Below are 21,872 nucleotides of genomic sequence, written 5' to 3' on the forward strand. Positions count from 1 at the left end.
ACAGAGCCCCCTGTCGGATTCGAACCGACGACCTTCGCTTTACAAGAGCGGCGCTCTGACCAGCTGAGCTAAGGAGGCACGCACGGTCCCGCCCGGGAGCGTGCCCGTGAAGTGTAACCAACGCGACCGGCCCGGTAGTCGAAAATTTCCTCGAAGCTCATGACCCCTGGGCTACTGACAGACCAACGACCTGCGGGGTAGCGTCACGGGCAGTTCACTCACGTGGACTAGACCCATCCTGCTCGACCACTCTGCTCGACTGCTGCTCGACCACTCTGGTCGACCCATCCTTTACTCGGATCGTCCGGCACGTTCCTGCCGGTGAAGGGGGCCCTCACCATGGCCACTGTTACGTTCGACAAGGCAACCCGTGTCTACCCGGGTTCCGACAAGCCCGCCGTCGACGGTCTCGACATCGAGATCGAGGACGGCGAGTTCCTCGTCCTGGTCGGCCCGTCCGGCTGCGGCAAGTCCACCTCCCTGCGCATGCTCGCGGGCCTGGAGGACGTGAACGGCGGCGCGATCCGCATCGGCGAGCGCGACGTCACGCACCTGCCGCCCAAGGACCGGGACATCGCCATGGTGTTCCAGAACTACGCGCTGTACCCGCACATGACGGTCGCCGCGAACATGGGCTTCGCCCTGAAGATCGCGGGCGTCGACAAGGCCACCATCCGGCAGAAGGTCGAGGAGGCCGCGAAGATCCTCGACCTCACGCAGTACCTGGACCGCAAGCCCAAGGCCCTGTCCGGCGGTCAGCGCCAGCGCGTCGCGATGGGCCGCGCGATCGTCCGTGAGCCGCAGGTCTTCCTCATGGACGAGCCGCTGTCGAACCTCGACGCCAAGCTCCGCGTCTCCACGCGTACGCAGATCGCCTCGCTCCAGCGCCGCCTCGGCATCACCACGGTGTACGTCACCCACGACCAGGTCGAGGCCATGACGATGGGCGACCGCGTCGCCGTCCTGAAGGACGGCCTGCTCCAGCAGGTCGACTCGCCGCGCAACATGTACGACCGCCCGGCGAACCTCTTCGTGGCCGGCTTCATCGGCTCCCCGGCGATGAACCTCGTCGAGGTCCCGATCACCGACGGCGGCGTGAAGTTCGGCAACTCGGTGGTCCCGGTGAACCGCGAGGCCCTCGCCGCCGCGTCCGACAAGGGCGACCGCACCGTCACGGTCGGCGTCCGCCCGGAGCACTTCGACGTGGTCGAGCAGAACGGCGAGACCGCGAAGACGCTGTCGAAGGAGACCGAGGACGCCCCGGCGGGCCTCGCCGTGTCCGTGAACGTGGTCGAGGAGCTCGGCGCCGACGGCTACGTCTACGGCACCGCCGAGGTCGGCGGCGAGCAGAAGGACCTCGTGGTCCGCGTGAACGGCCGCCGGGTGCCGGAGAAGGGCGCGCAGCTGCACGTCGTGCCGCGTCCGGGCGAGATCCACGTGTTCTCGACGTCGACGGGCGAGCGCCTCAGCGACTGACGCGGCAAGCCCGACAGGCGACCGCCTCAGCGACTGACGCGGCAAGCCCGACAGGCGACCGCCTCAGCGACTGACGCGGCAAGCCCGACGAGCGAGCACCGCAGCGACTGACGCGGCACGCGCACGCGTCGCACCACCGCCTCCTCCCAAGGGCCCCGCACCCCGGTGCGGGGCCCTTCGGCCGCCCGGCGCGCGTCCACCCCCGCCCGTCCCCCTCACGGGCGTCACGGGTGCCACGGGCGCCACGGGTGCCACGGGTGCCACGGGCGCCACGGGCGCCACGGGCGCCACGGGTGTCGCCCCCCTTCGAGGGTGTCGACAAATACCCCGGCACAACGGTCATTTCGATCCGCGTACGTCAACACATAACGGCCCGGACACTTTTGCGGGTCGCTCGACCGGGTGACTAAATGTCGCCAAATCATCACGTGGCGCTACTCTCACTCGCGTGACGCACTCCGCCAACCACACCCAGAAGCCGCGCCCAGGCCACCACCGCGGCCCCGGCCGCCGCATCGGGCGCACGCTCGCCCTCGTCCTGCCCGTCGTCCTGGTGCTGTCCGGCACGCTCGCGGTCACCCGGGTCAACTGGTCCGGATCCTCATCGGACTCGGTCCTCACCGCCTCCGCGGGCGACCTGTCCGCACCGGCCAAGTCCCGTGCCCCGCAGGACGTCCTGCGCGACCGGCTGCTCCTGGAGCTCCAGGAGAAGAACCCGGGCGTCGCCCTCACGCAGTTGCAGCAGGAGGTCGACCGGCACCCCTCGCTCGCCAAGCACTGCGTGTCCATCGCCCGCGCGCTGGGCCGCGCGGCCGTCCGGGCGTACGGCCCGAGCCGCGCCCAGTCCTACGCGCGACCGGTCTGCGACACGTCCTTCGCGACGGGCGTGGCAGCCCACCACAACGGCTGACGCGGCAGCGGCGAGGGCAGCACGGCACCCTGCGCGCAGCGCCGCGTAGGGTGCCGTCATGACCTCCGGTGCCCACCACTCCGCACGCCCCACGCAGGCCGTCGTCCTGGCCGGTGGCCAGGGTTCGCGCCTGCGCCCGTACACCGACGACCGGCCCAAGCCCATGGTCGAGATCCCCGGCACGGGGGTGCCGATCATCGGCCACCAGCTGGCGTGGCTCGCCGCCGAGGGCGTCACGGACGCGGTCGTCTCCTGCGGCCACCTCGCCGAGGTGCTCCAGGAGTGGCTGGAGTCCGCGGACCTGCCGCTGAAGGTCAGCACCGTCGTGGAGACGGAGCCGCTCGGCCGCGGCGGCGGACTCAAGTACGCCGCCGCGCACCTGCCGCACGCCGATGAGCCCTGGTACGCGACCAACGGCGACATCTGGACCCGCTTCTCGCTGCGGGACATGGCGGCCTTCCACGCCGAGCGCGACGCCACCGCCACCCTCGCCCTGGCCCGCCCCCGCATCCCCTGGGGCGCCGTGGAGACCGACGCCTTCGGCCACATCACGGACTTCATCGAGGCCCCGCCGTCGCCGTACCTCATCAACGCGGGCGTGTACGTCTTCTCGGCGTCCTTCACGGAACTGCTGCCGGACCGCGGCGACCACGAGCGCACCACGTTCCCGCGCCTCGCCCGTGAGCGGCGCCTCGCTGGATATCCGCTGCCGCAGGGCGCGTACTGGCGCGCGATCGACACCGCCAAGGACCTGACGGAGGCCGCGAAGGAACTGGCGTCCCCGGCGCACTGAAACGGGGCCCCGCACACAGCTCGTGTGCGGGGCCCCGTCTCGTACGGAAGGCCTGAACAGCCCTAAGGGCACGAAAGGTACGGAGAGCGCCTCAGCCGAGGACACCGCCGAGCAGGCCGCGGGGCTTGTCGCCGTTGCCGCCGGTGCCGCTGCCGCCGCTGGTGCCATTGCCGGTGGTGCCGCTGCTGCTGGTGGCGCCGCCGCTCGCGGTGCCGCCCGTACCACCCGTGCCGCCGCCCGTCGTGGCCGCCGGGCCGCTGGTGGCCGCGGGCTGCTGCTGATCGGGGGGCGCCTGCTGCTGCTGTTGCGACGAGGGCGCCTGACCGCCGCCGGTGCCCTGGGTCGCGCTCGGCCGGCCCTCGCTCGCTCCGCCGGTCTCCGGGGCGGCCCCGGGGGTGCCTGCCGCGCCCTGGGTGGGGCTGGCGGAGCTGCCCTGGGTGGGCGCGTCGGCGGCGGGCGCCGTGGGGCTCTGCCGGTCGCGGCGCACCTTGCGCTCGCCGTCCTCGTCCCGCGGCAGCGGCGATCCGGGCAGTTCGTTGCGCGGGGCCTCGCCGGGCCCCGGCACGGTGACGCGGTCCGCGTCCCGCACGGCGCCGCCGAGCACCGAGCCGACGATCAGCGTGAGACCGACGACGACGGCACCGACGAGCGCGCCGCGCCGCAGCACCCGGCGCCGCAGCTCCCACAGCTCGGCGCGCGGCCCGAGCGTGCGCCAGGCCTCGCTCCCGAGCCTGCCGTCGACCGAGTACACCGGCGCACCCGCGATGATCAGCGGGGACCAGGCGGCCAGATAGATGATGTCCGGCGCGTCGTAGGCGGGCACGGTCTTCCAGCTGACCGTCACCAGGAGCGCGGCCGAGAGCAGCACCCCGAGGGACGCCGCGACCCGCTGCCACAGGCCGAGCACCGTGAGCACGCCCACGATGACCTGGGCGAAGGCGATGACGAGCCCCGCACCCACCGGATGCTGGAGCGCCCAGTCCCGCAGCGGCTCGGCGAGCGCCCACGGGTGCAGGGAGTTCAGCCACTTCATCATCGAGCCGCGCTCGCCGCCGTCGAAGTAGACGGGGTCGCACAGCTTGCCCATGCCGGCGTAGATGGAGATGAAGCCGAGGAAGACGCGCAGCGGGAGCAGCACGACGCCCAGGTTCATGCGCCGGCCCGGGAAGTAGGCGTACCGCTGTCCGGCGCCCGTCCCGGCGCCGGTGCGCCGCCCGGTCGCCTCGCCGCGGTCGTCGTACGCGTCGGGACCGGCACCGCGGTCGTCGTGGCCGCCGTGCCGGTCGTCGTAGTCGTCCCCGTCGCCGTCGTCGTCGTACGGGACGGCGGCCGCGGCCGCCGCGCGGTGCTCGTCGTCGGCGCTGCCCGGCAGGCGCATCTGCGGCAGCAGCCGGGTGCCCTCGGCGGGCATCCGGGGCGGGGCGAAGGCGGCCGTCTCCGCGGGGTCGCGGGGCGGGATGAAGGCGGCGGTCTCGGCCGGGTCGCCGTAGGGGTCGTCGAGGTCGACGCGCGGGATGGTCTGGGTGGAGCCGCCGTCGTCGAAGGGGTCGCGGCCGCCGAGCGCCGTGCCGGCGTCACCGTCGCGACCGGCCCCTTCGGCCGAACGGCGCACACCGCTCGCGCGGGCGGCCTGCAACAGCCCGCCCGCGTCGAGGTCGCCCGGCGCGGACTTGCCGCTCCACACGACGGGCGCGCGCCTGCGCGCCGGTGCGGCGCCGACGGCGGGGATGCGCGCGGTCTCGTCCGCGGTGTTCAAGTTGCGTGCGATGCGCGGAGATTGGGTCCGCCCGGCGGTGGGGAGCTGCACGCGGAAGCTCGCGTGATTGACGATGACCTGCGCCGGGTCGCAGGGCACCTTCACCATGCTCAGCGCGGGAGTGTCGTCGAACCCTGACGAGCGTCCCCCCGTGGGTGTGCGGGGTGTTCTGGTGTCCACACTCATCTAACCGAGTGATGTGTGGTTTGGACACTGCCTTGACCCACGCGAAATGTCCGGACCCCGTCAAGCACCTGTTAGCGGGCGGATGACGGGTGCTTGCCGGGGTCCGGCGGACGACTCCGTCAGCGCCTGCGGCGCGCCGCCTCGTACAGCACGACACCCGCGGCGACACCGGCGTTCAGCGACTCGGCGCCACCGGGCATGGGGATGCGCACCCGGAAGTCGCAGGTCTCGCCGACGAGCCGGGACAGGCCCTTGCCCTCGCTGCCCACGACGATGACGACGGGGCCCTCCAGGGCGTCGAGCTCGCCGATCTCGTGCTCGCCGTCGGCGGCGAGGCCGACGATCGCGATGCCCGCCTTCTTGTACGCCTCCAGGGCGCGGGTGAGGTTGGTGGCGCGCGCGACCGGCGTGCGCGCCGCCGTGCCCGCCGACGTCTTCCAGGCGCTGGCCGTCATCCCGGCGGCCCGGCGCTCGGGCACCAGGACGCCGTGGCCCGCGAAGGCGGAGACGGAGCGGACGACGGCGCCGAGGTTGCGCGGGTCGGTCACGCCGTCCAGGGCGACGATGAGCGGGTCCTCGCCCTGGTCGTAGGCGGCCGCGGCGAGGTCCTCGGGGTGCGCGTACTCGTACGGCGGCACCTGGAGCACGAGGCCCTGGTGGTTGAGGCCGTTCGTCATCCGGTCGAGTTCAGGGCGCGGGGCCTCCATCAGGTGGATGTCGCCGCGCTCCCCGGCGAGCTGGAGGGCCTCGCGGACGCGCTCGTCGTTGTCGATGAACTGCTGGACGTACAGCGTCGTCGCGGGTACGCCCTCGCGCAGGGCCTCGTAGACGGGGTTGCGGCCGACGACCATCTCGGACGCCGACTTGCCGCCCCGGCCGCGCGGCGCCTGCCGTCCGGCGGCGCGGCGCGCCTTGGCCTGGGCGGCGCGCTGCTTCTGGTGCCCCTTGCGCATCTCGGCGGGCGGCGTGGGCCCCTTGCCCTCGAGGGCGCGGCGCCGCTTGCCGCCGCTGCCGACCTGCGCGCCCTTCTTGCCGGACATGCGGCGGTTGTTAGCGGCCATGACCTACCTGTCTGTGTGAAGCGGGTGTGCGTCCGCGCGCGGGGCGTGCGGACGCATTTGACTGGCGTACGTATGTGACGTGCGTACGTGTGGGACGTGCGCACGCGTGTGACGTGTGTACGTATATGCAGTGTGCCGCCCGTGTCCGCCGGCGGCACATCAGCATGCGTACGGGGTCAGCGCGGCCCGAGCGTCCAGCGCGGTCCCGAGGGGCTGTCCTCGATGACGAGGCCCGACTGGCCGAGCTGGTCGCGGATGGCGTCGGCGGTGCCCCAGTCCTTGCGGGCGCGGGCGGACTCGCGCTGTTCCAGTACGAGGCGTACGAGGGTGTCGACGACGCCGTGCAGATCCTCGCCGCTGTCGCCCTCGCCGCCCGCCCAGTGCGGGTCGAGCGGGTCGAGGCCGAGGACGCCGAGCATGGCCCGCACCTCGGCGAGGCGCGCCACGGCGGCTTCCTTGTCGTCGGCGGCGAGCGCGGAGTTGCCCTGCCGGACCGTGGTGTGGACGATCGCGAGCGCCTGCGGGACGCCGAGGTCGTCGTCCATGGCGTCGGCGAACGCGGGCGGCACCTCGCCCGCGGGGTCGACGACGCCGCCGGCCTTCTCCACCACGCGCTGCACGAAGCCCTCGATGCGCGCGAACGCGGACTCGGCCTCGCGCAGGGCCTCCTCGCTGTACTCGATCATCGAGCGGTAGTGCGGGGTGCCCAGGTAGTAGCGCAGGACGATCGGGCGCCACTGCTTGACCATCTCGCTCACGAGCACCGAGTTGCCGAGCGACTTCGACATCTTCTCGCCGCTCATGGTGACCCAGCCGTTGTGCACCCAGTACCGCGCGAAGGCGTCGCCGAAGGCCTTGGCCTGGGCGATCTCGTTCTCGTGGTGCGGGAAGATCAGGTCGATGCCGCCGCCGTGGATGTCGAACTCTTCGCCCAGGTACTTGTGGGCCATGGCCGAGCACTCCAGGTGCCAGCCGGGGCGGCCGCGGCCCCAGGGCGTCTCCCAGCTCGGCTCCCCCGGCTTCGCCGCCTTCCACATGGCGAAGTCGCGCGGGTCGCGCTTGCCGGTCTCGCCCTCGCCCTCGGGCTGGAGGAGGTTGTCCAGCTCCTGGTTGGAGAGCTCCAGGTAGCCGGGGAAGGACCGCACGTCGAAGTAGACGTTGCCGTCGGCCTCGTAGGCGTGGCCGCGCTCGATCAGGCCGCGCATCATCTCGATCATCTCGGTGATGTGGCCGGTGGCGCGGGGCTCGTAGGTGGGGGGCAGGCAGCCGAGGACGTCGTAGCCGCTGTTGAAGGCGCGCTCGTTCTCGTACCCGATCGACCACCAGGGGCGGCCCTGCTCCGCGGACTTCTTGATGATCTTGTCGTCGATGTCCGTGACATTGCGGATGAACGTCACGTCATAGCCGCGGTGGGCGAACCAGCGACGCATGATGTCGAAGTTGAGGCCCGACCGGATGTGTCCGATGTGCGGGGCTGCCTGCACCGTGGCGCCGCACAGGTAGATCGAGACACAGCCTTCGACGAGGGGGCTGAAGTCACGGATCTGCCGGGCGCTGGTGTCGTACAGGCGAATCGTCACCACTCCAGGGTAGTGGGCCAAGGGCAGTGCCCCGCGCCCCCTGGGGGACACAGGGCACACAACTGTGACGTGCCGGTGCCGTGCCGGTGGCCCGCGGGTGCCGTCAGAGCCTTCCGGTCACCTTGCGGGGCGTGACGCGGACGACCACGCGCGGGGCGTCCTGGCCGGCCTGCGGATTGAACTCGGCGTACCGCTGGCCGGTGTACTTGAGCGCCAGCTCGTCGATGAGCTCCTGGCCGCCCTCGGAGGAGAGGGTGGCGGTGCCGCGGATCTCCGCGTACGTGTAGGGCGCGTCGAAGGGCTGGAGGAGCACCGTCACGCGCGGGTCGCGGCGCAGGTTCTTCTCCTTCTGGCGGCCCACGGTGGTGGAGAAGATGACGTCGTCGCCGTCCCGCTTCACCCAGACCGGTGACATCTGGGGGCTGCCGTCGGGCTGGAGGGTGCCGACGATGATGAAGACCGGGTTGTCGAGGTGCGCCTTGAGGGCGTCGGAGAGTGTTGCGGTCACGGTGTCTCCTTGCGGGGTGCCCGTCCGGGTGGGTGCGGTCGGATATGTCCTGCTGGGTACCCGATCTTCCAGGAGCACACGTGACTGCTCGGGGATATCCACGCCGCGATGCGCCTGTCGCTGCGGCGCGCTTGTCGCTGCGGCGCGCTGATGCTCGCACGCCGGACGGGCGGGCGGGAATCAGCCCGTCCGGCGTTTGAGGACGAGGCGCGGAGCGCCGACAAGGGGGGAGCCCCCGCTCCCGCTAACCGGCCGCCCGAACAACGAGCGCTGTGGCCACGGCCGCAAGCCCGTCCCCCCGCCCGGGGAAGCCGAGCCCGTCGGTGGTCGCACCGGACACCGAGACGGGGGCGCCCGCCGCCTCGGAGAGAACCTTCTGCGCTTCCGCGCGCCGCTTGCCGATCTTCGGGCGGTCCCCGACGACCTGCACGGCCACATTGCCGATCACGAACCCGGCGTCCCGCACGATCCGCGCCGCCTCGGTGAGCAGCGCGAGCCCGGAGGCGCCGGCCCACTCGGGGCGCCCGGTGCCGAAGTGCGCGCCGAGGTCGCCGAGCCCGGCGGCGGAGAACAGCGCGTTGCACGCCGCGTGCGCGACGACGTCCGCGTCGGAGTGCCCGGCGAGGCCGGGCCCCTCCCCCTCCCACTTGAGACCGGCGCACCACAGCTCGCGGCCCTCTTCGAAGGCGTGGATGTCGGTGCCGATGCCGACCTGCGGCAGCGGAAACGGCGACGTGGGGGTCGCGGAGGTGTGCGCGGTGATGGTGCGCGGTGCGTCAGAAGCCATCGTTGGCCCTCCTGCGGGCGAGTACGGCCTCGGCGAGCACGAGGTCGAGCGGCCGGGTCACCTTGAAGGCCTCTTCGTGGCCGGGTACGAGCACGACGGGCTCGCCGAGCCGTTCCACGAGCCCGGCGTCGTCCGTGGCGCCGTCGCCGACGACGACGGCTTCATGCGCGCGCAGCAGGGTGGCGTGGTCGAATCCCTGCGGCGTCTGCACGGCGCGCAGCCGGGACCGGTCGGGGGTGGCGACGACGGGTTCGGGGGCGACCGGGGCGGCGGATCCCGCGGGGGCGGGTTCCGCGGCGGCGGGGGCGACTTCCTTGACCGTGTCGGTGACCGGCAGCGCGGGGACCACGGCGGGCGCCCCGTCGCGGACGGCCTCGATGACGCCGTCGACGGTGTCGACGGGGACCAGGGGGCGGGCCGCGTCGTGCACGAGCACGATGTCGATGCCGGGCGGCAGCGCGTCCAGACCGAGACGCACGGACTCCTGGCGGGTCGCGCCGCCGGGCACGACGAGGACGTCGGTGCGCTCGGGCAGGGCGTGGTCGGTGAGGAGGGTCTTGACCTCGGCGGCGCCGTCGGGCGGGGCCACGACCACGACGACCGAGACGGCGCGCGAGGCGGCCATGGCGCGCACCGCGTGGACGAGCATGGGCGTGCCGTTCAGCGCGCGCAGCGCCTTGGGGGCTCCCGGGCCGAGCCGTACGCCGCGCCCCGCGGCGGGGATCACTGCCGCGGTGCGGTGCCGGGGGGCCTGGGGCTGCCTTGACTGCTCGGACTGCGCTGGCTGTGCGGGCTGCGCTGGCTGCGCGGACGGGGTGGTCTTGGCGGCGTTTCCGGGGCCGTGCGGGCCCGCCGCGGTAGATGCGTCAGACATCGGTTCCGTTCAGGTTTGTGTGCTCGGGCGACGTGGGTATGGCCTGGGGGTACCCCCTGCTTGAGAGCAGTACGAGGGCTGGGGGAGTGCCGGGCGAGAGCCTTGACCGGACCCTTCCGTGACATCTGGTCGAGCCAGCTGCCCGAGCCCGGCACGCCAAAGTACCGGGGGATGATTGTCCGTATCGGGGGCAGACCACCCGGAGAACCGTCGGCGAACCGGGGGTGGACCTCCCGGAAAGAGCCGGGGGCGGACCCTCCGGAAATGAGCATGCCGCAGTGCCCGGCAACACCTTTCGGAGTCATCGGGCACCGCGGCAATGTGTCCTTCTCGGATCGCACGCCTCGGCTCATACGTCACGCCTGGTCGTGCACTGCTTGATCACGTCGATCAGGCACTGTTCGACCACGTCGGTCACGCAGCTGCGTCGGTCAGGACGCGAGAACCTCGTCGAGCAGGGCCTCGGCCTTGTCCTCGTTGGTGTTCTCCGCGAGGGCGAGTTCGCTCACCAGGATCTGGCGGGCCTTGGCGAGCATGCGCTTCTCACCTGCGGACAGTCCGCGCTCGCGCTCCCGACGCCACAGGTCACGGACCACTTCCGCGACCTTGATGACATCGCCGGAGGCGAGCTTCTCGAGATTTGCCTTGTAACGGCGCGACCAGTTCGTGGGCTCTTCGGCGTACGGCGCGCGCAGTACTTCGAAGACCCGGTCGAGACCGTCCTGCCCGACCACATCACGCACACCGACGAACTCCGCATTGTCCGCTGGCACACGTACCGTCAAGTCGCCCTGGGCGACCTTCAGCACCAAGTAGGTCTTGTCCACGCCTTTGATCTGGCGAGTTTCGATGGCCTCGATCAGCGCGGCCCCGTGATGGGGATAGACCACGGTGTCGCCAACCTTGAACGTCATGTGACAGGTACCCCTTCCGTGGCTATCCAGGGTAACACGGATACGGCGTCTTCTGAATGGCGTTTTCGCAGGTCAGGGCATATCTCGGGGCTTGACAACAGCGACAGGAACGTGCTGCGAGAGGGGTGCGGAAGGGGGTATTCGCAGGTGGGAGCGGCTGCCGGGTGGAGGTGAAACGTCCACGTTACGCACCCCGGGAGGGCGCCCCAAGGGGACGAACGTCCCGGTTTGCCGGGTTCCCGTGGGTGAACTTTCGCTACTCCGTTCGGTGACCGACAACACGTACGAGCCGACTAGGTGAATCCGGAATTGATCAAGAGGCGGCGGGCGCCGGTGCGCCGGAAGCGCGCCCCGATCCACCCCCCGTTAGGCGGTAGTGATCCACCCCCTGTTCCCCCGTCGTTCCCCCCTGATCTCCTGCCCGATCTCGCGCCCGATCTCCCACCCGATCAATTTCCGGAAGGGTGGCGCATTTCTTGCGGAAAAACGTCCGGGCTCCGTTGCCGACGGTTTTCGGAATGAGCGGCGCGGGGTGAACAGGGGGTCGCAGGAGGCCATTGGGGCGGCCGGGGCACAAGGCACCTGGGAGGCTCGCGCGCCGCAGGGGCGGGTCGGGTGCGGTGGCGCGGGAACGGCTCGGTAACCTAAGCCCGCTGACACACCCTTAGGGCGGTCGACCGGCTGCCCGCCATCCGTTACCGCCCTCGTTCTAGGAGTTGCCGCCGCCGTGAGCCGCAGCCTTCGACGCGGCGCCATCGCCGCCACCGCCCTCGCGTTCTCGCTCGCCTCGCTCACCGCCTGCGGTGCCGGAAACAACGCCGAGACGATCGAGATCAAGCCGGACAACGCGGCGACCGCCGTCGGTGACATCAAGATCCAGAACGCCATGATCATCACGCAGCCGGACCGGGAGTCGACGGGCCCGGCCGTGGTCGCAGCGACGGTCTTCAACAACGGCGACACCCCCCAGACCCTCGACGCGATCACCGTCGACGGCGCCGGCAAGAAGGCCGAGCTCACCCCCGCCAAGGGCGAGAAGAAGGGCAAGGGCGGCGGTCTCACCATTCCGGCGGGCGCCTCCGTCACCATCGGCGGCAAGGACAACGCCTCCGCGGTGCTGCCCTCCAGCCGTGAGGCCGTCAAGGACGGCAACGCGCAGCCCGTCACCTTCGCCTTCAGCAAGACCGGCGACGTGAAGCTGAAGACGTTCGTCGTCCCGGCCGAGAGCTACTTCAAGAAGTGGGGCCCGAGCGAGCTTCCCGAGGCCCCGGACGGCAAGCCGTCGAAGGGCGCCTCCGGCAAGCCCTCGGGCAAGCCGTCCGGCTCCCCCACCGGGAACCCGTCGAACACCCCGGACGCGGACACCGAGGGCGGCGACGACGCGCAGCGCGCGAACGGCGACGACCGCACGGACGGCGCGAACGGCGCCGGCGACGGCGCCGAGGGCGCGCAGAGCCCGGGGACCACGCCCGGTGCGGACGGGCACGACGACGGCGGCAGCGGCGCCCAGCACTGAGCCCCGTACTCGAACCACTGAGTGTGTAAGCCGAAGGGCGGGAACCTTCTCAGGTTCCCGCCCTTCGGCTTACACACTCAGTCCGGTTTACGGCTCGAACTTGTAGCCGAGGCCGCGGACCGTCACCAGGTAGCGCGGGGCCCCCGGGTCCGGCTCGATCTTGGCGCGCAGGCGCTTGACGTGCACGTCCAGGGTCTTGGTGTCGCCCACGTAGTCGGCGCCCCAGACGCGGTCGATGAGCTGCATGCGGGTGAGGACGCGGCCCGCGTTGCGCAGCAGCATCTCCAGGAGGTCGAACTCCTTCAGGGGCAGGTCGACCTTGGAGCCGGAGACGGTGACCACGTGGCGGTCGACGTCCATGCGGACCGGGCCGGCCTCCAGGGCCTGCGGGGCGACCTCCTCCGGCTCGCCCCGGCGGCGCAGCACGGCGCGGATGCGGGCGACCAGTTCGCGGGAGGAGAAGGGCTTGGTGACGTAGTCGTCGGCTCCTATTTCCAGACCGACGACCTTGTCGATCTCACTGTCCTTGGCGGTGACCATGATCACCGGCACGTTCGAGCGGCTGCGCAGCTGGCGGCAGACCTCGGTGCCGGGCAGGCCGGGCAGCATCAGGTCGAGCAGGACGAGGTCGGCGCCGTTGCGCTCGAATTCGTCGAGACCGTCCGGGCCGGTGGCCGCGATCGCGACCTCGAAGCCCTCCTTGCGGAGCATGTACGACAGGGCGTCGCTGAAGGACTCCTCGTCCTCGACGACGAGCACTCGGGTCACGGAAGGACCTCCGGGGCGGCAGGAATGGGTTCGTATGCAGTTGTGTCGTCGGGCCTTGCGCCCTGGTGCGCGCCGTCCGCGGTGAGGCCGTTGCCTGCTCCGCGGTCGCGGGTCGCGGCTGCCTCGGGCAGCCGCAGCGTGAAGGTGGAGCCCTGTCCCTCCGAGCTCCACACGGTGACCTCCCCGCCGTGCGAGGCGGCCACGTGCTTGACGATGGCGAGACCGAGGCCGGTCCCGCCGGTGGCGCGCGAGCGGGCCGGGTCGACGCGGTAGAAGCGCTCGAAGATGCGCTCCTTGTCCTTGTCGGAGATTCCGATGCCCTGGTCGGTGACCGCGACCTCGATGAGGTCTCCGCCCGGTACGGTGACCCGGCGTGCGGCTATGCCGACCCTGGTGCGGGCCGGCGAGTAGTTGACGGCGTTCTCGACGAGGTTGCCGAGGGCCGCGGCGAGCTGGCCCCGGTTGCCCCAGACGTGCAGTTCGGCGGTGCCGCCCGCGGCCATCGTGATCTGCTTGGTGCCGGCCTGGTGGCGGCAGCGGTCGATGGCCTCGCCGACGAGCTCGTCGACGCGGACGGGCTCGGCGTCCTCAAGGGGGTCGTCGTTCTGCACCCGGGAGAGGTCGATGAGCTCCTGCACGAGGTTGGTCAGGCGGGTCGCCTCGTTCTGCATCCGGCCGGCGAAGCGTTCGACGGCCTCGGGGTCGTCGGCGGCGTCCATGACGGCTTCGGAGAGCAGGGAGAGGGCGCCCACCGGGGTCTTCAGCTCGTGGCTGACGTTCGCCACGAAGTCGCGGCGCACGGCCTCGATGCGGCGGGCCTCCGTGAGGTCCTCGACGAGGAGCAGCACGAGGCGGGAGCCGAGCGGTGCCACTCTCGCGGAGACCGCGAGGGCGTCGCCGCGGCCGGTGCCCCGGCGCGGCAGGTCGAGCTCGACCTGCCGTATCTCGCCGTCACGCCGGGTGTCCCTGGCCATCTGCAGCATGGGCTCGACGGCGAGCTTGCCGCCGCGCACCAGTCCGAGGGCGTATGCCGCGGAGCTCGCCTTGACCACGCTGTCCGCCTCGTCGAGGACGACGGCGGAGGAGCGCAGCACGGAGAGGACCGTGTCGACGCCGGGGGGAAGGACCGGGTCCGTGTGCAGGGATGTCCTGGTGGGCCTCTTCTGGTCGCGTTCGCTCCAGCGAAACGCCAGCATGGCGATGACGCCGGTGCACACCCCGGCGATCGCTGCCGCTGCGGCGACCGCCGCGTTCACGTCCATGCCTCCAGGTTATGCGTGTTCGGAGCACCTCCCACAGCCATCCGGGTGGCCGCTCGAACACTCGTCGCTCAGAGTTCACCGTGGGGACGGCAGTGGTTCATTTCGTCGGGACTGCCTGGTGGACCGGCTGTTTCCGGTGCGGGGCCCGCCCTCCGGGTGCGGGGCGCTGGTCGCCTCGCGGGGCCCTGTGTGCAGTGTGGCGCATCCGGGGCGGCGCGGGGCACTGTCGCCCACAGTTCACCTTGACGACAGAGCCGATTCATTTGAGATGACTTAAACGGTCGCGTCCGCCCCGCACCGTGGGAGCGTAGGGGTGACCCCCTGTGACGTACGAGAGAGGGACAGCCACATGCGTGACGCGTACCACGAGGAACTTGACTCGATCGGCGAGGGCCTGGTCGAAATGGCCCGTCTTGTCGGGTCGGCGATCGGGCGCGCCACCACGGCCATGCTCGACGCCGATCTGAAGCTGGCCGAGAGCGTGATCGCCGCCGACCAGAAGGTCGACGACCTCCAGCACGAGCTGGAGGCGCGGGCGATAGCCCTGCTGGCGCGGCAGCAGCCGGTCGCGACGGACCTGCGGATCGTCGTGACCTCGCTGCGGATGAGCGCCGACCTGGAGCGGTCCGGGGACCTGGCCCAGCACGTGGCCAAGCTGGCCCGGCTGCGCTTCCCGGACTCGGCGGTGCCGCGCGACCTGCACGCGACCATCCTGGAGATGGGGCAGCTCGCGCAGCGCCTGATGGCCAAGGCGGCGGAGGTCATCATCACCAAGGACGTCGATCTGGCGCTCCAGCTGGAGCAGGACGACGACGAGATGGACCTGCTGCACCGCACGCTGTTCCAGCACCTGATGGACGACCGCTGGAAGCACGGCATCGAGACGGCGGTCGACGTGACGCTCCTCGGCCGGTACTACGAGCGCTTCGCTGACCACGCGGTGTCCGTGGCCAAGCGCGTCGTGTACCTGGTGACGGGCGAGCACGCGGACGAGATCCAGCCGGGTGCGGCGCCGGTGGAGGGCGCGTAACGCCCACTGCCGCGCTGCTGGGCGCGCCGCGGGGCGGGCCGCTCAGGGGCGCCGGACAGAGGCGCCGGGCAGAGGCGCCAGACACGCCGAAGGGTGGGTGCCGTTCCCTGCGGGGCACGGCACCCACCCTTCGGCGTCCGTCAGCGGCTCAGCCGCAACCGCCGCCGCACTGGCACGGGCCACCGGACTGGCAGCCGCAACTGCAACCGGAACCGCACTGACAACCGCTCGCACAGGTATCGGTCTTGGGGGACTCGGCCATGGGTCTCCTCCTCGAAGGCGTACTGCGAAGACGTACTGCCTGCTTGTCCATTGCATGCCCACAGCGGCGGGGCGCGTCAACGGCGCACATGTGCGCGCACGGCGTTCGGTCTGCTGCCCCGCAGTGGCCACGCCCGCCGCCCCCGACCTACCACCCTGTCGCGCTCCCTCGCTCCCCCGCTCCCCGCTCGCCCGATCCCTGGCTCCCCGACCCCTCGCTCCTCGCTCCCCGCTCCCCGCTCCCCCGCTCCCACCGTGGGCGTCCCGCCCCGGCGGACGCTCCCACCGTGGGCGTCCCGCCCCGGCGTTCCACCCGTGCTTCGTTTCACCTGGTCAGCGGCGAAAGTGCGTTCCAGCTTCCCAACCTGCCCGCGTTCTGTGGTGGTGGGGACCGACGGGCTCGCAGACTCAAGGCGTCCACCACACGCAGCCGTTGACAGATCGGCACCAGGGAAGAGACCCCGGTCAGCCGTCGACGGCGCAAGCGCCGACAGCTCAGGGAGTCTCCCCATGACCCGTTCCCCCATCAGCGCGCGCCGCCGCATGGCCGGGGTGGCTACCGCCGCCTTGCTGTCCCTGGGTCTGCTGACCGCGTGCGGCTCCGGCTCCTCGGACACGGACGCGTCCTCCTCGAACGCCGGCGCGTCGAGCGCCGGTCCCTCCCAGAAGGCCGAGTCGCACCCCGACTCGTCCGACGGCGGCGCGAAAGGCCACACGAAGCCGTCCCCCGGGGCCAAGGGCGGGGCCGAAGGCGGGGAGGTGAAGCTCCTGACGGGCGACACCCTTACCCCCCGCACGTTCCAGTGGAACGTCGACGGCGGCACCGAGGCCCTCAGCGAGGTCTCCGACCTGACGATGGACCAGCCCACGCAGCAGGTCCCCTCCAACACGCTCATCCCCGGCCAGCAGCAGTCGGGCACGATGACCGTGACCCGGGGCTCCGAACGGTCCCAGCAGTTCACGAACCTGATCGACGGCGCCACCCAGCCCCAGACGGCGTCCCTCGACGTGCTGGACCACACGGGCAACGCGACACGGCGGTACACCCTGCAAGAGCCCAGGGTCATCAAGGTCGAGAACCCCCCGACCGGCGACGCCCAGAGCGTCACGATCAAGTTCACGAGCCTGACGATCGGCTAGGGCACAACAATCGGCCAGGACACAGCAGGACACAGCAGCAAGGCCCCCACCGACGGAAAAACCGCAGGTGGGGGCCTTGAACGCGCGACGGCCCCGGGATGGCCTCGCACGTGGGGGCCTACTTCTTCTTGCCCTGGTTCTTGACCGCCTCGATCGCCGCCTTCGCCGCGTCCGGGTCGAGATAGGTGCCGCCCGGGTTCACGGGCTTGAAGTCGGCGTCCAGTTCGTAGGACAGGGGGATGCCGGTGGGGATGTTCAGGCCCGCGATGTCGGCGTCGGAGATGTTGTCCAGGTGCTTGACCAGGGCGCGGAGGCTGTTGCCGTGGGCGGCGACGAGGACGGTGCGGCCCGTGAGGAGGTCGGGGACGATGGCGTCGAACCAGTAGGGGAGCATCCGGACGACGACGTCCTTGAGGCACTCCGTCCGCGGGCGCAGCTCCGGCGGGAGCGTGGCGTAGCGGGGGTCGGAGAACTGGGAGTACTCCGCGTCGCGGTCCAGGGGCGGCGGCGGGGTGTCGTACGAGCGGCGCCACAGCATGAACTGCTCCTCGCCGAACTCGGCGAGGGTCTGGGCCTTGTCCTTGCCCTGGAGCGCGCCGTAGTGGCGCTCGTTCAGGCGCCACGAGCGGTGTACGGGGATCCAGTGGCGGTCGGCCGACTCCAGGGCGAGCTGCGCGGTGCGGATCGCGCGCTTCTGGAGCGAGGTGTGGACCACGTCGGGCAGCAGGCCGGCGTCCTTGAGCAGCTCACCGCCGCGGACCGCCTCCTTCTCGCCCTTCTCGTTCAGGTTGACGTCCACCCAGCCGGTGAACAGGTTCTTCGCGTTCCATTCGCTCTCGCCGTGGCGGAGGAGGATCAGCTTGTACGGTGCGTCGGCCATGCCCCTGAGCGTAATCGAACCCTCCGAGCGGCGGCGCCCGGGAACGATTGACGGTCGGCGTCAATCGGGTGGCGGGACGACGCGACGGAGACGTAACTTGTGCTCGCCGGTTTGGGCACTTACATGTTCGTGTACGGGTGCTCTCCGGACCGGGCTCTCACAGCTACCGTCCGCACCACCTCGGGGGAACCATGTCAGTCACCGCGCTCAGACGTGCCGTCAAGGAGTCCGTCTCGGGCATGCCCCCCGCCTTCTGGTGGCTGTGGACCAGCACCCTGGTCAACCGGCTCGGGGCGTTCGTGGCCACCTTCATGGCGCTGTACCTGACGCTCGACCGGGGCTACTCCGCCACCTACGCCGGGCTCGTCGCCGCCCTGCACGGCCTCGGCGGCGTCATCTCCTCGCTCGGTGCCGGGGTGATGACCGACCGGCTCGGAAGGCGGCCCACGCTACTGATCGCGCAGACCTCGACAGCCGCCTCCGTGGCGCTGCTCGGCTTCATGCAGCACCCGGTCGCGATCGCCGGCGTCGCCTTCCTCGTCGGCATGGCCAGCAACGCCTCGCGGCCCGCCGTGCAGGCGATGATGGCGGACATCGTGCGCCCCGAGGACCGGGTGCGCGCCTTCTCGCTCAACTACTGGGCCATCAACCTGGGCTTCGCCATCTCCTCCGCGGGCGCGGGTTTCATCGCCTCCTACAGCTATCTCGCGGGGTTCCTGATCGAGGCCGCCATGACGTTGGCGTGCGCGATCGTCGTCTACGTGAAGCTGCCGGAGTCGCGGCCGCAGGAGAGTGCGGGCGGCGGCGAGGCGGACGGCGTGGGGCTCGGCACCGTGCTGCGCGACGGGCGGTTCATGGGGGTCGTCGGGCTCTCCTTCCTGGTCGCCCTGATCTTCCAGCAGGGCTCGGTGGGTCTCCCGATCGCGATGGGCGAGGCGGGCTTCTCCCCCAGCGACTACGGCGTGGCCATCGCCGTCAACGGCGTCATGATCGTCGTACTGCAGATCCCGGTGACGCGGTTCATCGAGCACCGGGACCCGCAGAGCCTGCTGGTCCTGTCCTCGCTCCTCGCCGGGATCGGCTTCGGGCTCACCGCGTTCGCCGGTTCGGTCGGGCTCTTCGTGCTGACCGTGATGATCTGGACGCTCGCCGAGATCGTCAACGCGCCCACCCAGACGGGACTGGTCGTGCGGCTCTCGCCGACCCACGGGCGCGGCCGCTACCAGGGCATGTACACGATGTCGTGGGCCGTCGCCGCCCTGGTGGCGCCCCTGATGTCCGGCCTGCTCATCGACCGTCTGGGCGCGCAGTGGCTGTGGGGCGGGTGCGCGGTCGTGGGTACCGTCGCGGCGCTCGGGTACTGGGGGCTGATGCGGGGTCTTTCGGAGGGTACGGGGGCGGTGCCGGAGCCGGAGTCGGGGTTGGGGTCGGAATCGGGGTCGGGGTCGGAATCGGGGTCGGGGTCGGAATCGAGGTCGGAGTCGGGCGTGGAGGTCGCGCCGGTCACCCTGGTTCCCCCGGTCGATCCGGTCTCTCCGGTCGCGCCGGTCACCCCGGCCGCATCGATCGCGTCGGCCACCCCGGCCGCGCCGATCGCACCGGTCACCCCGGCCGCGCCGACCGCCGCCGCTACCGTGAGCCCAGCGCAGGACCCACTGGGACCGCAGGGAGAGTGACCTGACCATGGCCGAACCACTGAAGACCTTCATCGGCGGCGAGGAGGTGGACGTTCCCAACACCATCCCGGACATCCGCGCCGCCCTGCCGGAGGACCGGCGCGCGGAGTTCGACCGGGCCATCAACGAGGCCGGTGTCGACGAGATCCACTCCGTGATGCGGCACTGGATGCTGGAGGCCGTGCCCGATCCCGAGGCCGAGGCCCTGCTCGACCGGCTGGCCGCCGACGAGGCGGAGAGGCGGAGCATCGCGTGAGCCGTCACCGCCGGAGCGGGAGCTATCGCATCACGTACGCGCCGCCCGCCGACGACACCCTCGCCAAGATGGCCGACGCGGACGCCTTCCGGGTCGCCATGGCCCGCACCCTGGGCCGCGACCCCTACGGGCACGGTTCGACCGCCGTGTCCGCGGAACCGGCCGAACCCGACCGCCGTGAGGCGACGGTCGGCGGCGCGATCGTCCTCTACTACGTGTCGGGGTCGGTCCTGACCGTGACGGTGGTCCGGCTGGTCCCGTTCAACTGAACCGGCACCACCGTGGCAACCGGCACCACCGTGGCACTGTACGGAGCGATGCCGTCAAATTTGACCAGTCCGGCCGGGATGTGGGCGGCGGAACACGGGCAGTGGAACGTCTCAGGCTCCAGGCCGGGTCAAGTGGGTGAACGCGTCCAAGTTGCGGGTGGACTCGCCGCGGGACACCCGCCACTCGTACTCCTTGCGGATCGCCGAAGCGAAGCCCAGCTCCAGGAGGGTGTTGAAGGAGCCGTCCGCCGCCTCAAGGACGGAGCCGAGGAGGCGGTCGAGTTCGTCGGGTGTGACGGCGGCGAGCGGCAGCTTGCCGGTGAGGTACACGTCGCCCAGGGAGTCGATGGCGTAACTCACGCCGTACAGGCGCAGATTGCGCTCCAGGAGCCAGCGGTGCACGGCTTCGTGGTTCTCGTCGGGGTGGCGGATCACGAAGGCGTTCAGGGACAGCGAGTGGTTGCCCACGCGCAGCGAGAGGGTCGTGGAGAGCTTGCGCGTACCTGGCAGCTTCACCACGTAGGAGCCGGACTCCGGGGACTCCCACTCGAGATCGGCCTCGTCCAGAGCCCGCTCGATCACCGCACAGGGCGCCCCGCCAGCAACGTCAGCCATGGTGCGAGCGTACGTGACGCCGGTGATCGTGCACGGCGGCGGAGTACACGTCGGCCGTGGCGGACGCGGCGGTCCCCCAGCCGAAGGACTGCGCGTGCCGCGCGGCCGCCGCGCCCATGCGGTCCACAAGCTGTGGACGGTCGGCGAGTTCGCCGAGCATGCGCGCGTAGGGGGCGGGTTCGTGACCGGAGATCAGGAATCCGGTCTCGCCGTCGCGCACGGCCACGGGCAGTCCGCCCACCGCCGCGGCGAGCACGGGCGTCCCCGCGGCCTGCGCCTCGATGGCCACCAGGCCGAAGGACTCGCTGTAGGAGGGCATCACGAGCACGGACGCGGCCCGGAACCAGTCGGCGAGCTGCTCCTGCCCGACGGGCGGCTGGAAGCGGACGACATCCGCGATCCCCAGGCGCGCGGCCAGCTTCTGGAGCCCCTCGGGCTTGGCGAGGCCGCTGCCGCTCGGCCCGCCGACGACCGGCACGACGATCCGCGTACGCAGTTCCGGCCGCTCGTCGAGCAGACAGCCCACGGCGCGCAGCAGCACGTCGGGGGCCTTCAGGGGCTGGATGCGGCCCGCGAAGAGCGGGATCAGGGCGTCCTGGGGCAGGCCGAGGCGGTGGCGGGCGGCAGCGCGGCCGTCGGCCGGGCGGAAGCGGTCCAGGTTCACGCCCGGGTGGACGACTGCGACCTTCCCGGGGTCGGCCTCGTAGTGGCGGACGAGTTCGTCGGCCTCTTCGGCGGTGTTGGCGACGAGCCGGTCGGCGGCGCGCACGATCTGGGTCTCGCCGATGACGCGGGCGGCGGGCTCGGGGGTGTCGCCCGCGGCGAGCGCGGCGTTCTTGACCTTCGCCATGGTGTGCATGGCGTGCACGAGGGGCGTGCCCCAGCGCTCGGCGGCCAGCCAGCCGACGTGGCCGCTGAGCCAGTAGTGGGAGTGGACCAGGTCGTAGTGGCCGGGGCGGTGGCCCGCCCAGGCCTGCATCACGCCGTGCGTGAACGCGCACAGCTGGGCCGGCAGCTCCTCCTTGGCGAGGCCTTCGTAGGGGCCCGCGTCGACGTGGCGCACGAGGACGCCCGGCGCCAGCTCCACGACGGGCGGAAGCGTGCCGGTGGTGGCGCGGGTGAAGATCTCGACCTCGATGTTGAGGGCGGCCAGGCGCCTGGCGAGCTCCACGATGTAGACGTTCATGCCGCCCGCGTCACCGGTGCCGGGCTGGTGCAGCGGCGAGGTGTGCACGCTGAGCATGGCCACCCGGCGGGGGCGCCGCGAGGAGCCGGGCAGCCTGATCCGGGCGGGCGCGGATGGGGAGCGACGCCCGAGCCTGGTCACGTAGTGGCTCACGTGGCGGTCCTCCTT

Annotated in this window: 21 protein-coding genes and 1 tRNA gene; 9 read left to right on the top strand and 13 right to left on the bottom strand. The window is 71.5% G+C overall.

Annotated features, from left to right (window positions below):
* Window positions 1–4: 4 nt before the first annotated feature.
* A tRNA-Thr gene (locus GPA10_RS25155) sits at window positions 5–78 on the bottom strand.
* A 261-nt stretch (window positions 79–339) separates the two neighbouring features.
* Here GPA10_RS25155 and GPA10_RS25160 point away from each other — a divergent pair.
* From GPA10_RS25160 to GPA10_RS25170, 3 genes are all read left to right on the top strand, one after another.
* Window positions 340–1,476, top strand: a complete 1,137-nt coding sequence (locus GPA10_RS25160; protein ID WP_157167493.1) for an ABC transporter ATP-binding protein — start codon at window positions 340–342, stop codon at window positions 1,474–1,476.
* A 448-nt stretch (window positions 1,477–1,924) separates the two neighbouring features.
* Entirely contained in the window at window positions 1,925–2,386 is a 462-nt protein-coding gene (locus GPA10_RS25165; protein WP_058846307.1) for a hypothetical protein, read from the top strand.
* A gap of 58 nt (window positions 2,387–2,444) precedes the next feature.
* Window positions 2,445–3,179, top strand: a complete 735-nt coding sequence (locus GPA10_RS25170; RefSeq protein ID WP_058846308.1) for a nucleotidyltransferase family protein — start codon at window positions 2,445–2,447, stop codon at window positions 3,177–3,179.
* Window positions 3,180–3,270: 91 nt separating this feature from the next.
* Here GPA10_RS25170 and GPA10_RS25175 read toward each other — a convergent pair whose 3' ends face one another.
* The 7 genes from GPA10_RS25175 to GPA10_RS25205 form a co-directional block, all read right to left on the bottom strand.
* Window positions 3,271–5,115: a DoxX family membrane protein gene (locus tag GPA10_RS25175; RefSeq protein WP_343041316.1), complete on the bottom strand. Its 1,845-nt coding sequence runs from the start codon at window positions 5,113–5,115 to the stop codon at window positions 3,271–3,273.
* A gap of 125 nt (window positions 5,116–5,240) precedes the next feature.
* The gene (rlmB, locus tag GPA10_RS25180) at window positions 5,241–6,182 is read right to left on the bottom strand and encodes a 23S rRNA (guanosine(2251)-2'-O)-methyltransferase RlmB (RefSeq protein ID WP_058846310.1); all 942 of its coding nucleotides are present in this window, start codon (window positions 6,180–6,182) and stop codon (window positions 5,241–5,243) included.
* Window positions 6,183–6,358: 176 nt separating this feature from the next.
* Complete coding sequence (cysS, locus tag GPA10_RS25185; RefSeq protein ID WP_058846311.1) at window positions 6,359–7,762, bottom strand: cysteine--tRNA ligase; 1,404 nt, start codon at window positions 7,760–7,762, stop codon at window positions 6,359–6,361.
* 103 nt (window positions 7,763–7,865) lie between these two features.
* The gene (locus tag GPA10_RS25190; RefSeq protein WP_058846312.1) at window positions 7,866–8,270 is read right to left on the bottom strand and encodes a PPOX class F420-dependent oxidoreductase; all 405 of its coding nucleotides are present in this window, start codon (window positions 8,268–8,270) and stop codon (window positions 7,866–7,868) included.
* 244 nt (window positions 8,271–8,514) lie between these two features.
* The gene (gene ispF / locus GPA10_RS25195) at window positions 8,515–9,057 is read right to left on the bottom strand and encodes a 2-C-methyl-D-erythritol 2,4-cyclodiphosphate synthase (RefSeq protein WP_079085995.1); all 543 of its coding nucleotides are present in this window, start codon (window positions 9,055–9,057) and stop codon (window positions 8,515–8,517) included.
* Window positions 9,047–9,931 (bottom strand): 2-C-methyl-D-erythritol 4-phosphate cytidylyltransferase, encoded by an 885-nt coding sequence (gene ispD, locus GPA10_RS25200; protein ID WP_157167496.1) that lies wholly within the window; start codon window positions 9,929–9,931, stop codon window positions 9,047–9,049. Before ispD ends, ispF begins: the two co-directional genes overlap by 11 nt.
* Window positions 9,932–10,362: 431 nt before the next feature.
* Window positions 10,363–10,845 carry a CarD family transcriptional regulator gene (locus GPA10_RS25205; RefSeq protein ID WP_003953493.1) on the bottom strand — a complete coding sequence of 161 codons (483 nt, stop codon included), beginning with the start codon at window positions 10,843–10,845 and terminating at the stop codon, window positions 10,363–10,365.
* Between the two features lie 727 nt (window positions 10,846–11,572).
* On the opposite strand from GPA10_RS25205, the gene GPA10_RS25215 reads away from it, so the two are divergent.
* The gene (locus tag GPA10_RS25215) at window positions 11,573–12,361 is read left to right on the top strand and encodes a copper chaperone PCu(A)C domain-containing protein (protein WP_343041301.1); all 789 of its coding nucleotides are present in this window, start codon (window positions 11,573–11,575) and stop codon (window positions 12,359–12,361) included.
* Window positions 12,362–12,448: 87 nt separating this feature from the next.
* Here GPA10_RS25215 and phoP read toward each other — a convergent pair whose 3' ends face one another.
* On the bottom strand, window positions 12,449–13,129 hold the full coding sequence (gene phoP / locus GPA10_RS25220; protein WP_030362171.1) for a two-component system response regulator PhoP: 681 nt from the start codon (window positions 13,127–13,129) through the stop codon (window positions 12,449–12,451).
* A complete protein-coding gene (gene phoR / locus GPA10_RS25225) occupies window positions 13,126–14,391 on the bottom strand; it encodes a two-component system sensor histidine kinase PhoR (RefSeq protein ID WP_058846315.1) in 1,266 nt (421 codons plus the stop codon). The genes phoP and phoR overlap by 4 nt, the downstream gene beginning before the upstream one ends.
* A 349-nt stretch (window positions 14,392–14,740) precedes the next feature.
* Between phoR and phoU the strand changes: the two genes are divergently transcribed.
* Together phoU and GPA10_RS25235 are read left to right on the top strand one after the other, a co-directional pair.
* Window positions 14,741–15,421: a phosphate signaling complex protein PhoU gene (gene phoU / locus GPA10_RS25230; protein ID WP_058846316.1), complete on the top strand. Its 681-nt coding sequence runs from the start codon at window positions 14,741–14,743 to the stop codon at window positions 15,419–15,421.
* 771 nt (window positions 15,422–16,192) lie between these two features.
* Complete coding sequence (locus GPA10_RS25235) at window positions 16,193–16,822, top strand: phage tail protein (protein ID WP_157167497.1); 630 nt, start codon at window positions 16,193–16,195, stop codon at window positions 16,820–16,822.
* A gap of 118 nt (window positions 16,823–16,940) precedes the next feature.
* Here the strand turns inward: GPA10_RS25235 and GPA10_RS25240 are convergent, their stop codons facing one another.
* Window positions 16,941–17,702 (bottom strand): phosphoglyceromutase, encoded by a 762-nt coding sequence (locus GPA10_RS25240; RefSeq protein ID WP_058846318.1) that lies wholly within the window; start codon window positions 17,700–17,702, stop codon window positions 16,941–16,943.
* A gap of 191 nt (window positions 17,703–17,893) precedes the next feature.
* On the opposite strand from GPA10_RS25240, the gene GPA10_RS25245 reads away from it, so the two are divergent.
* The 3 genes from GPA10_RS25245 (at window position 17,894) to GPA10_RS25255 (ending at window position 19,903) form a co-directional block, all read left to right on the top strand.
* The gene (locus GPA10_RS25245; RefSeq protein ID WP_157167498.1) at window positions 17,894–19,378 is read left to right on the top strand and encodes an MDR family MFS transporter; all 1,485 of its coding nucleotides are present in this window, start codon (window positions 17,894–17,896) and stop codon (window positions 19,376–19,378) included.
* A gap of 7 nt (window positions 19,379–19,385) precedes the next feature.
* Entirely contained in the window at window positions 19,386–19,634 is a 249-nt protein-coding gene (locus GPA10_RS25250; RefSeq protein WP_058846319.1) for a hypothetical protein, read from the top strand.
* 68 nt (window positions 19,635–19,702) lie between these two features.
* Window positions 19,703–19,903, top strand: coding sequence for a hypothetical protein (locus tag GPA10_RS25255; protein WP_157167555.1), 201 nt, complete (start codon window positions 19,703–19,705; stop codon window positions 19,901–19,903).
* Between the two features lie 111 nt (window positions 19,904–20,014).
* On the opposite strand, the gene GPA10_RS25260 is transcribed toward GPA10_RS25255, so the two are convergent.
* Together GPA10_RS25260 and mshA are read right to left on the bottom strand one after the other, a co-directional pair.
* On the bottom strand, window positions 20,015–20,518 hold the full coding sequence (locus GPA10_RS25260) for a type III secretion system chaperone family protein (protein WP_157167499.1): 504 nt from the start codon (window positions 20,516–20,518) through the stop codon (window positions 20,015–20,017).
* Complete coding sequence (gene mshA, locus GPA10_RS25265; RefSeq protein ID WP_343041302.1) at window positions 20,511–21,857, bottom strand: D-inositol-3-phosphate glycosyltransferase; 1,347 nt, start codon at window positions 21,855–21,857, stop codon at window positions 20,511–20,513. The genes GPA10_RS25260 and mshA overlap by 8 nt, the downstream gene beginning before the upstream one ends.
* Window positions 21,858–21,872 lie beyond the last annotated feature (15 nt).

The sequence above is a fragment of the Streptomyces typhae genome, from assembly GCF_009755605.1.
Taxonomy (GTDB): Bacteria; Actinomycetota; Actinomycetes; order Streptomycetales; family Streptomycetaceae; genus Streptomyces; species Streptomyces typhae.

Excerpts from the sequence above, each read along its gene's own strand:
- GPA10_RS25160 (WP_157167493.1), top strand. The coding sequence starts at position 340 with ATGGCCACTGTTACGTTCGACAAGGCAACCCGTGTCTACCCGGGTTCC.
- GPA10_RS25170 (WP_058846308.1), top strand. The coding sequence starts at position 2,445 with ATGACCTCCGGTGCCCACCACTCCGCACGCCCCACGCAGGCCGTCGTC.
- rlmB (WP_058846310.1), bottom strand. The coding sequence starts at position 6,182 with ATGGCCGCTAACAACCGCCGCATGTCCGGCAAGAAGGGCGCGCAGGTC.
- ispF (WP_079085995.1), bottom strand. The coding sequence starts at position 9,057 with ATGGCTTCTGACGCACCGCGCACCATCACCGCGCACACCTCCGCGACC.
- ispD (WP_157167496.1), bottom strand. The coding sequence starts at position 9,931 with ATGTCTGACGCATCTACCGCGGCGGGCCCGCACGGCCCCGGAAACGCC.
- GPA10_RS25205 (WP_003953493.1), bottom strand. The coding sequence starts at position 10,845 with ATGACGTTCAAGGTTGGCGACACCGTGGTCTATCCCCATCACGGGGCC.
- phoR (WP_058846315.1), bottom strand. The coding sequence starts at position 14,391 with ATGGACGTGAACGCGGCGGTCGCCGCAGCGGCAGCGATCGCCGGGGTG.
- phoU (WP_058846316.1), top strand. The coding sequence starts at position 14,741 with ATGCGTGACGCGTACCACGAGGAACTTGACTCGATCGGCGAGGGCCTG.
- GPA10_RS25235 (WP_157167497.1), top strand. The coding sequence starts at position 16,193 with ATGACCCGTTCCCCCATCAGCGCGCGCCGCCGCATGGCCGGGGTGGCT.
- GPA10_RS25240 (WP_058846318.1), bottom strand. The coding sequence starts at position 17,702 with ATGGCCGACGCACCGTACAAGCTGATCCTCCTCCGCCACGGCGAGAGC.
- GPA10_RS25245 (WP_157167498.1), top strand. The coding sequence starts at position 17,894 with ATGTCAGTCACCGCGCTCAGACGTGCCGTCAAGGAGTCCGTCTCGGGC.
- GPA10_RS25250 (WP_058846319.1), top strand. The coding sequence starts at position 19,386 with ATGGCCGAACCACTGAAGACCTTCATCGGCGGCGAGGAGGTGGACGTT.
- GPA10_RS25255 (WP_157167555.1), top strand. The coding sequence starts at position 19,703 with ATGGCCGACGCGGACGCCTTCCGGGTCGCCATGGCCCGCACCCTGGGC.
- GPA10_RS25260 (WP_157167499.1), bottom strand. The coding sequence starts at position 20,518 with ATGGCTGACGTTGCTGGCGGGGCGCCCTGTGCGGTGATCGAGCGGGCT.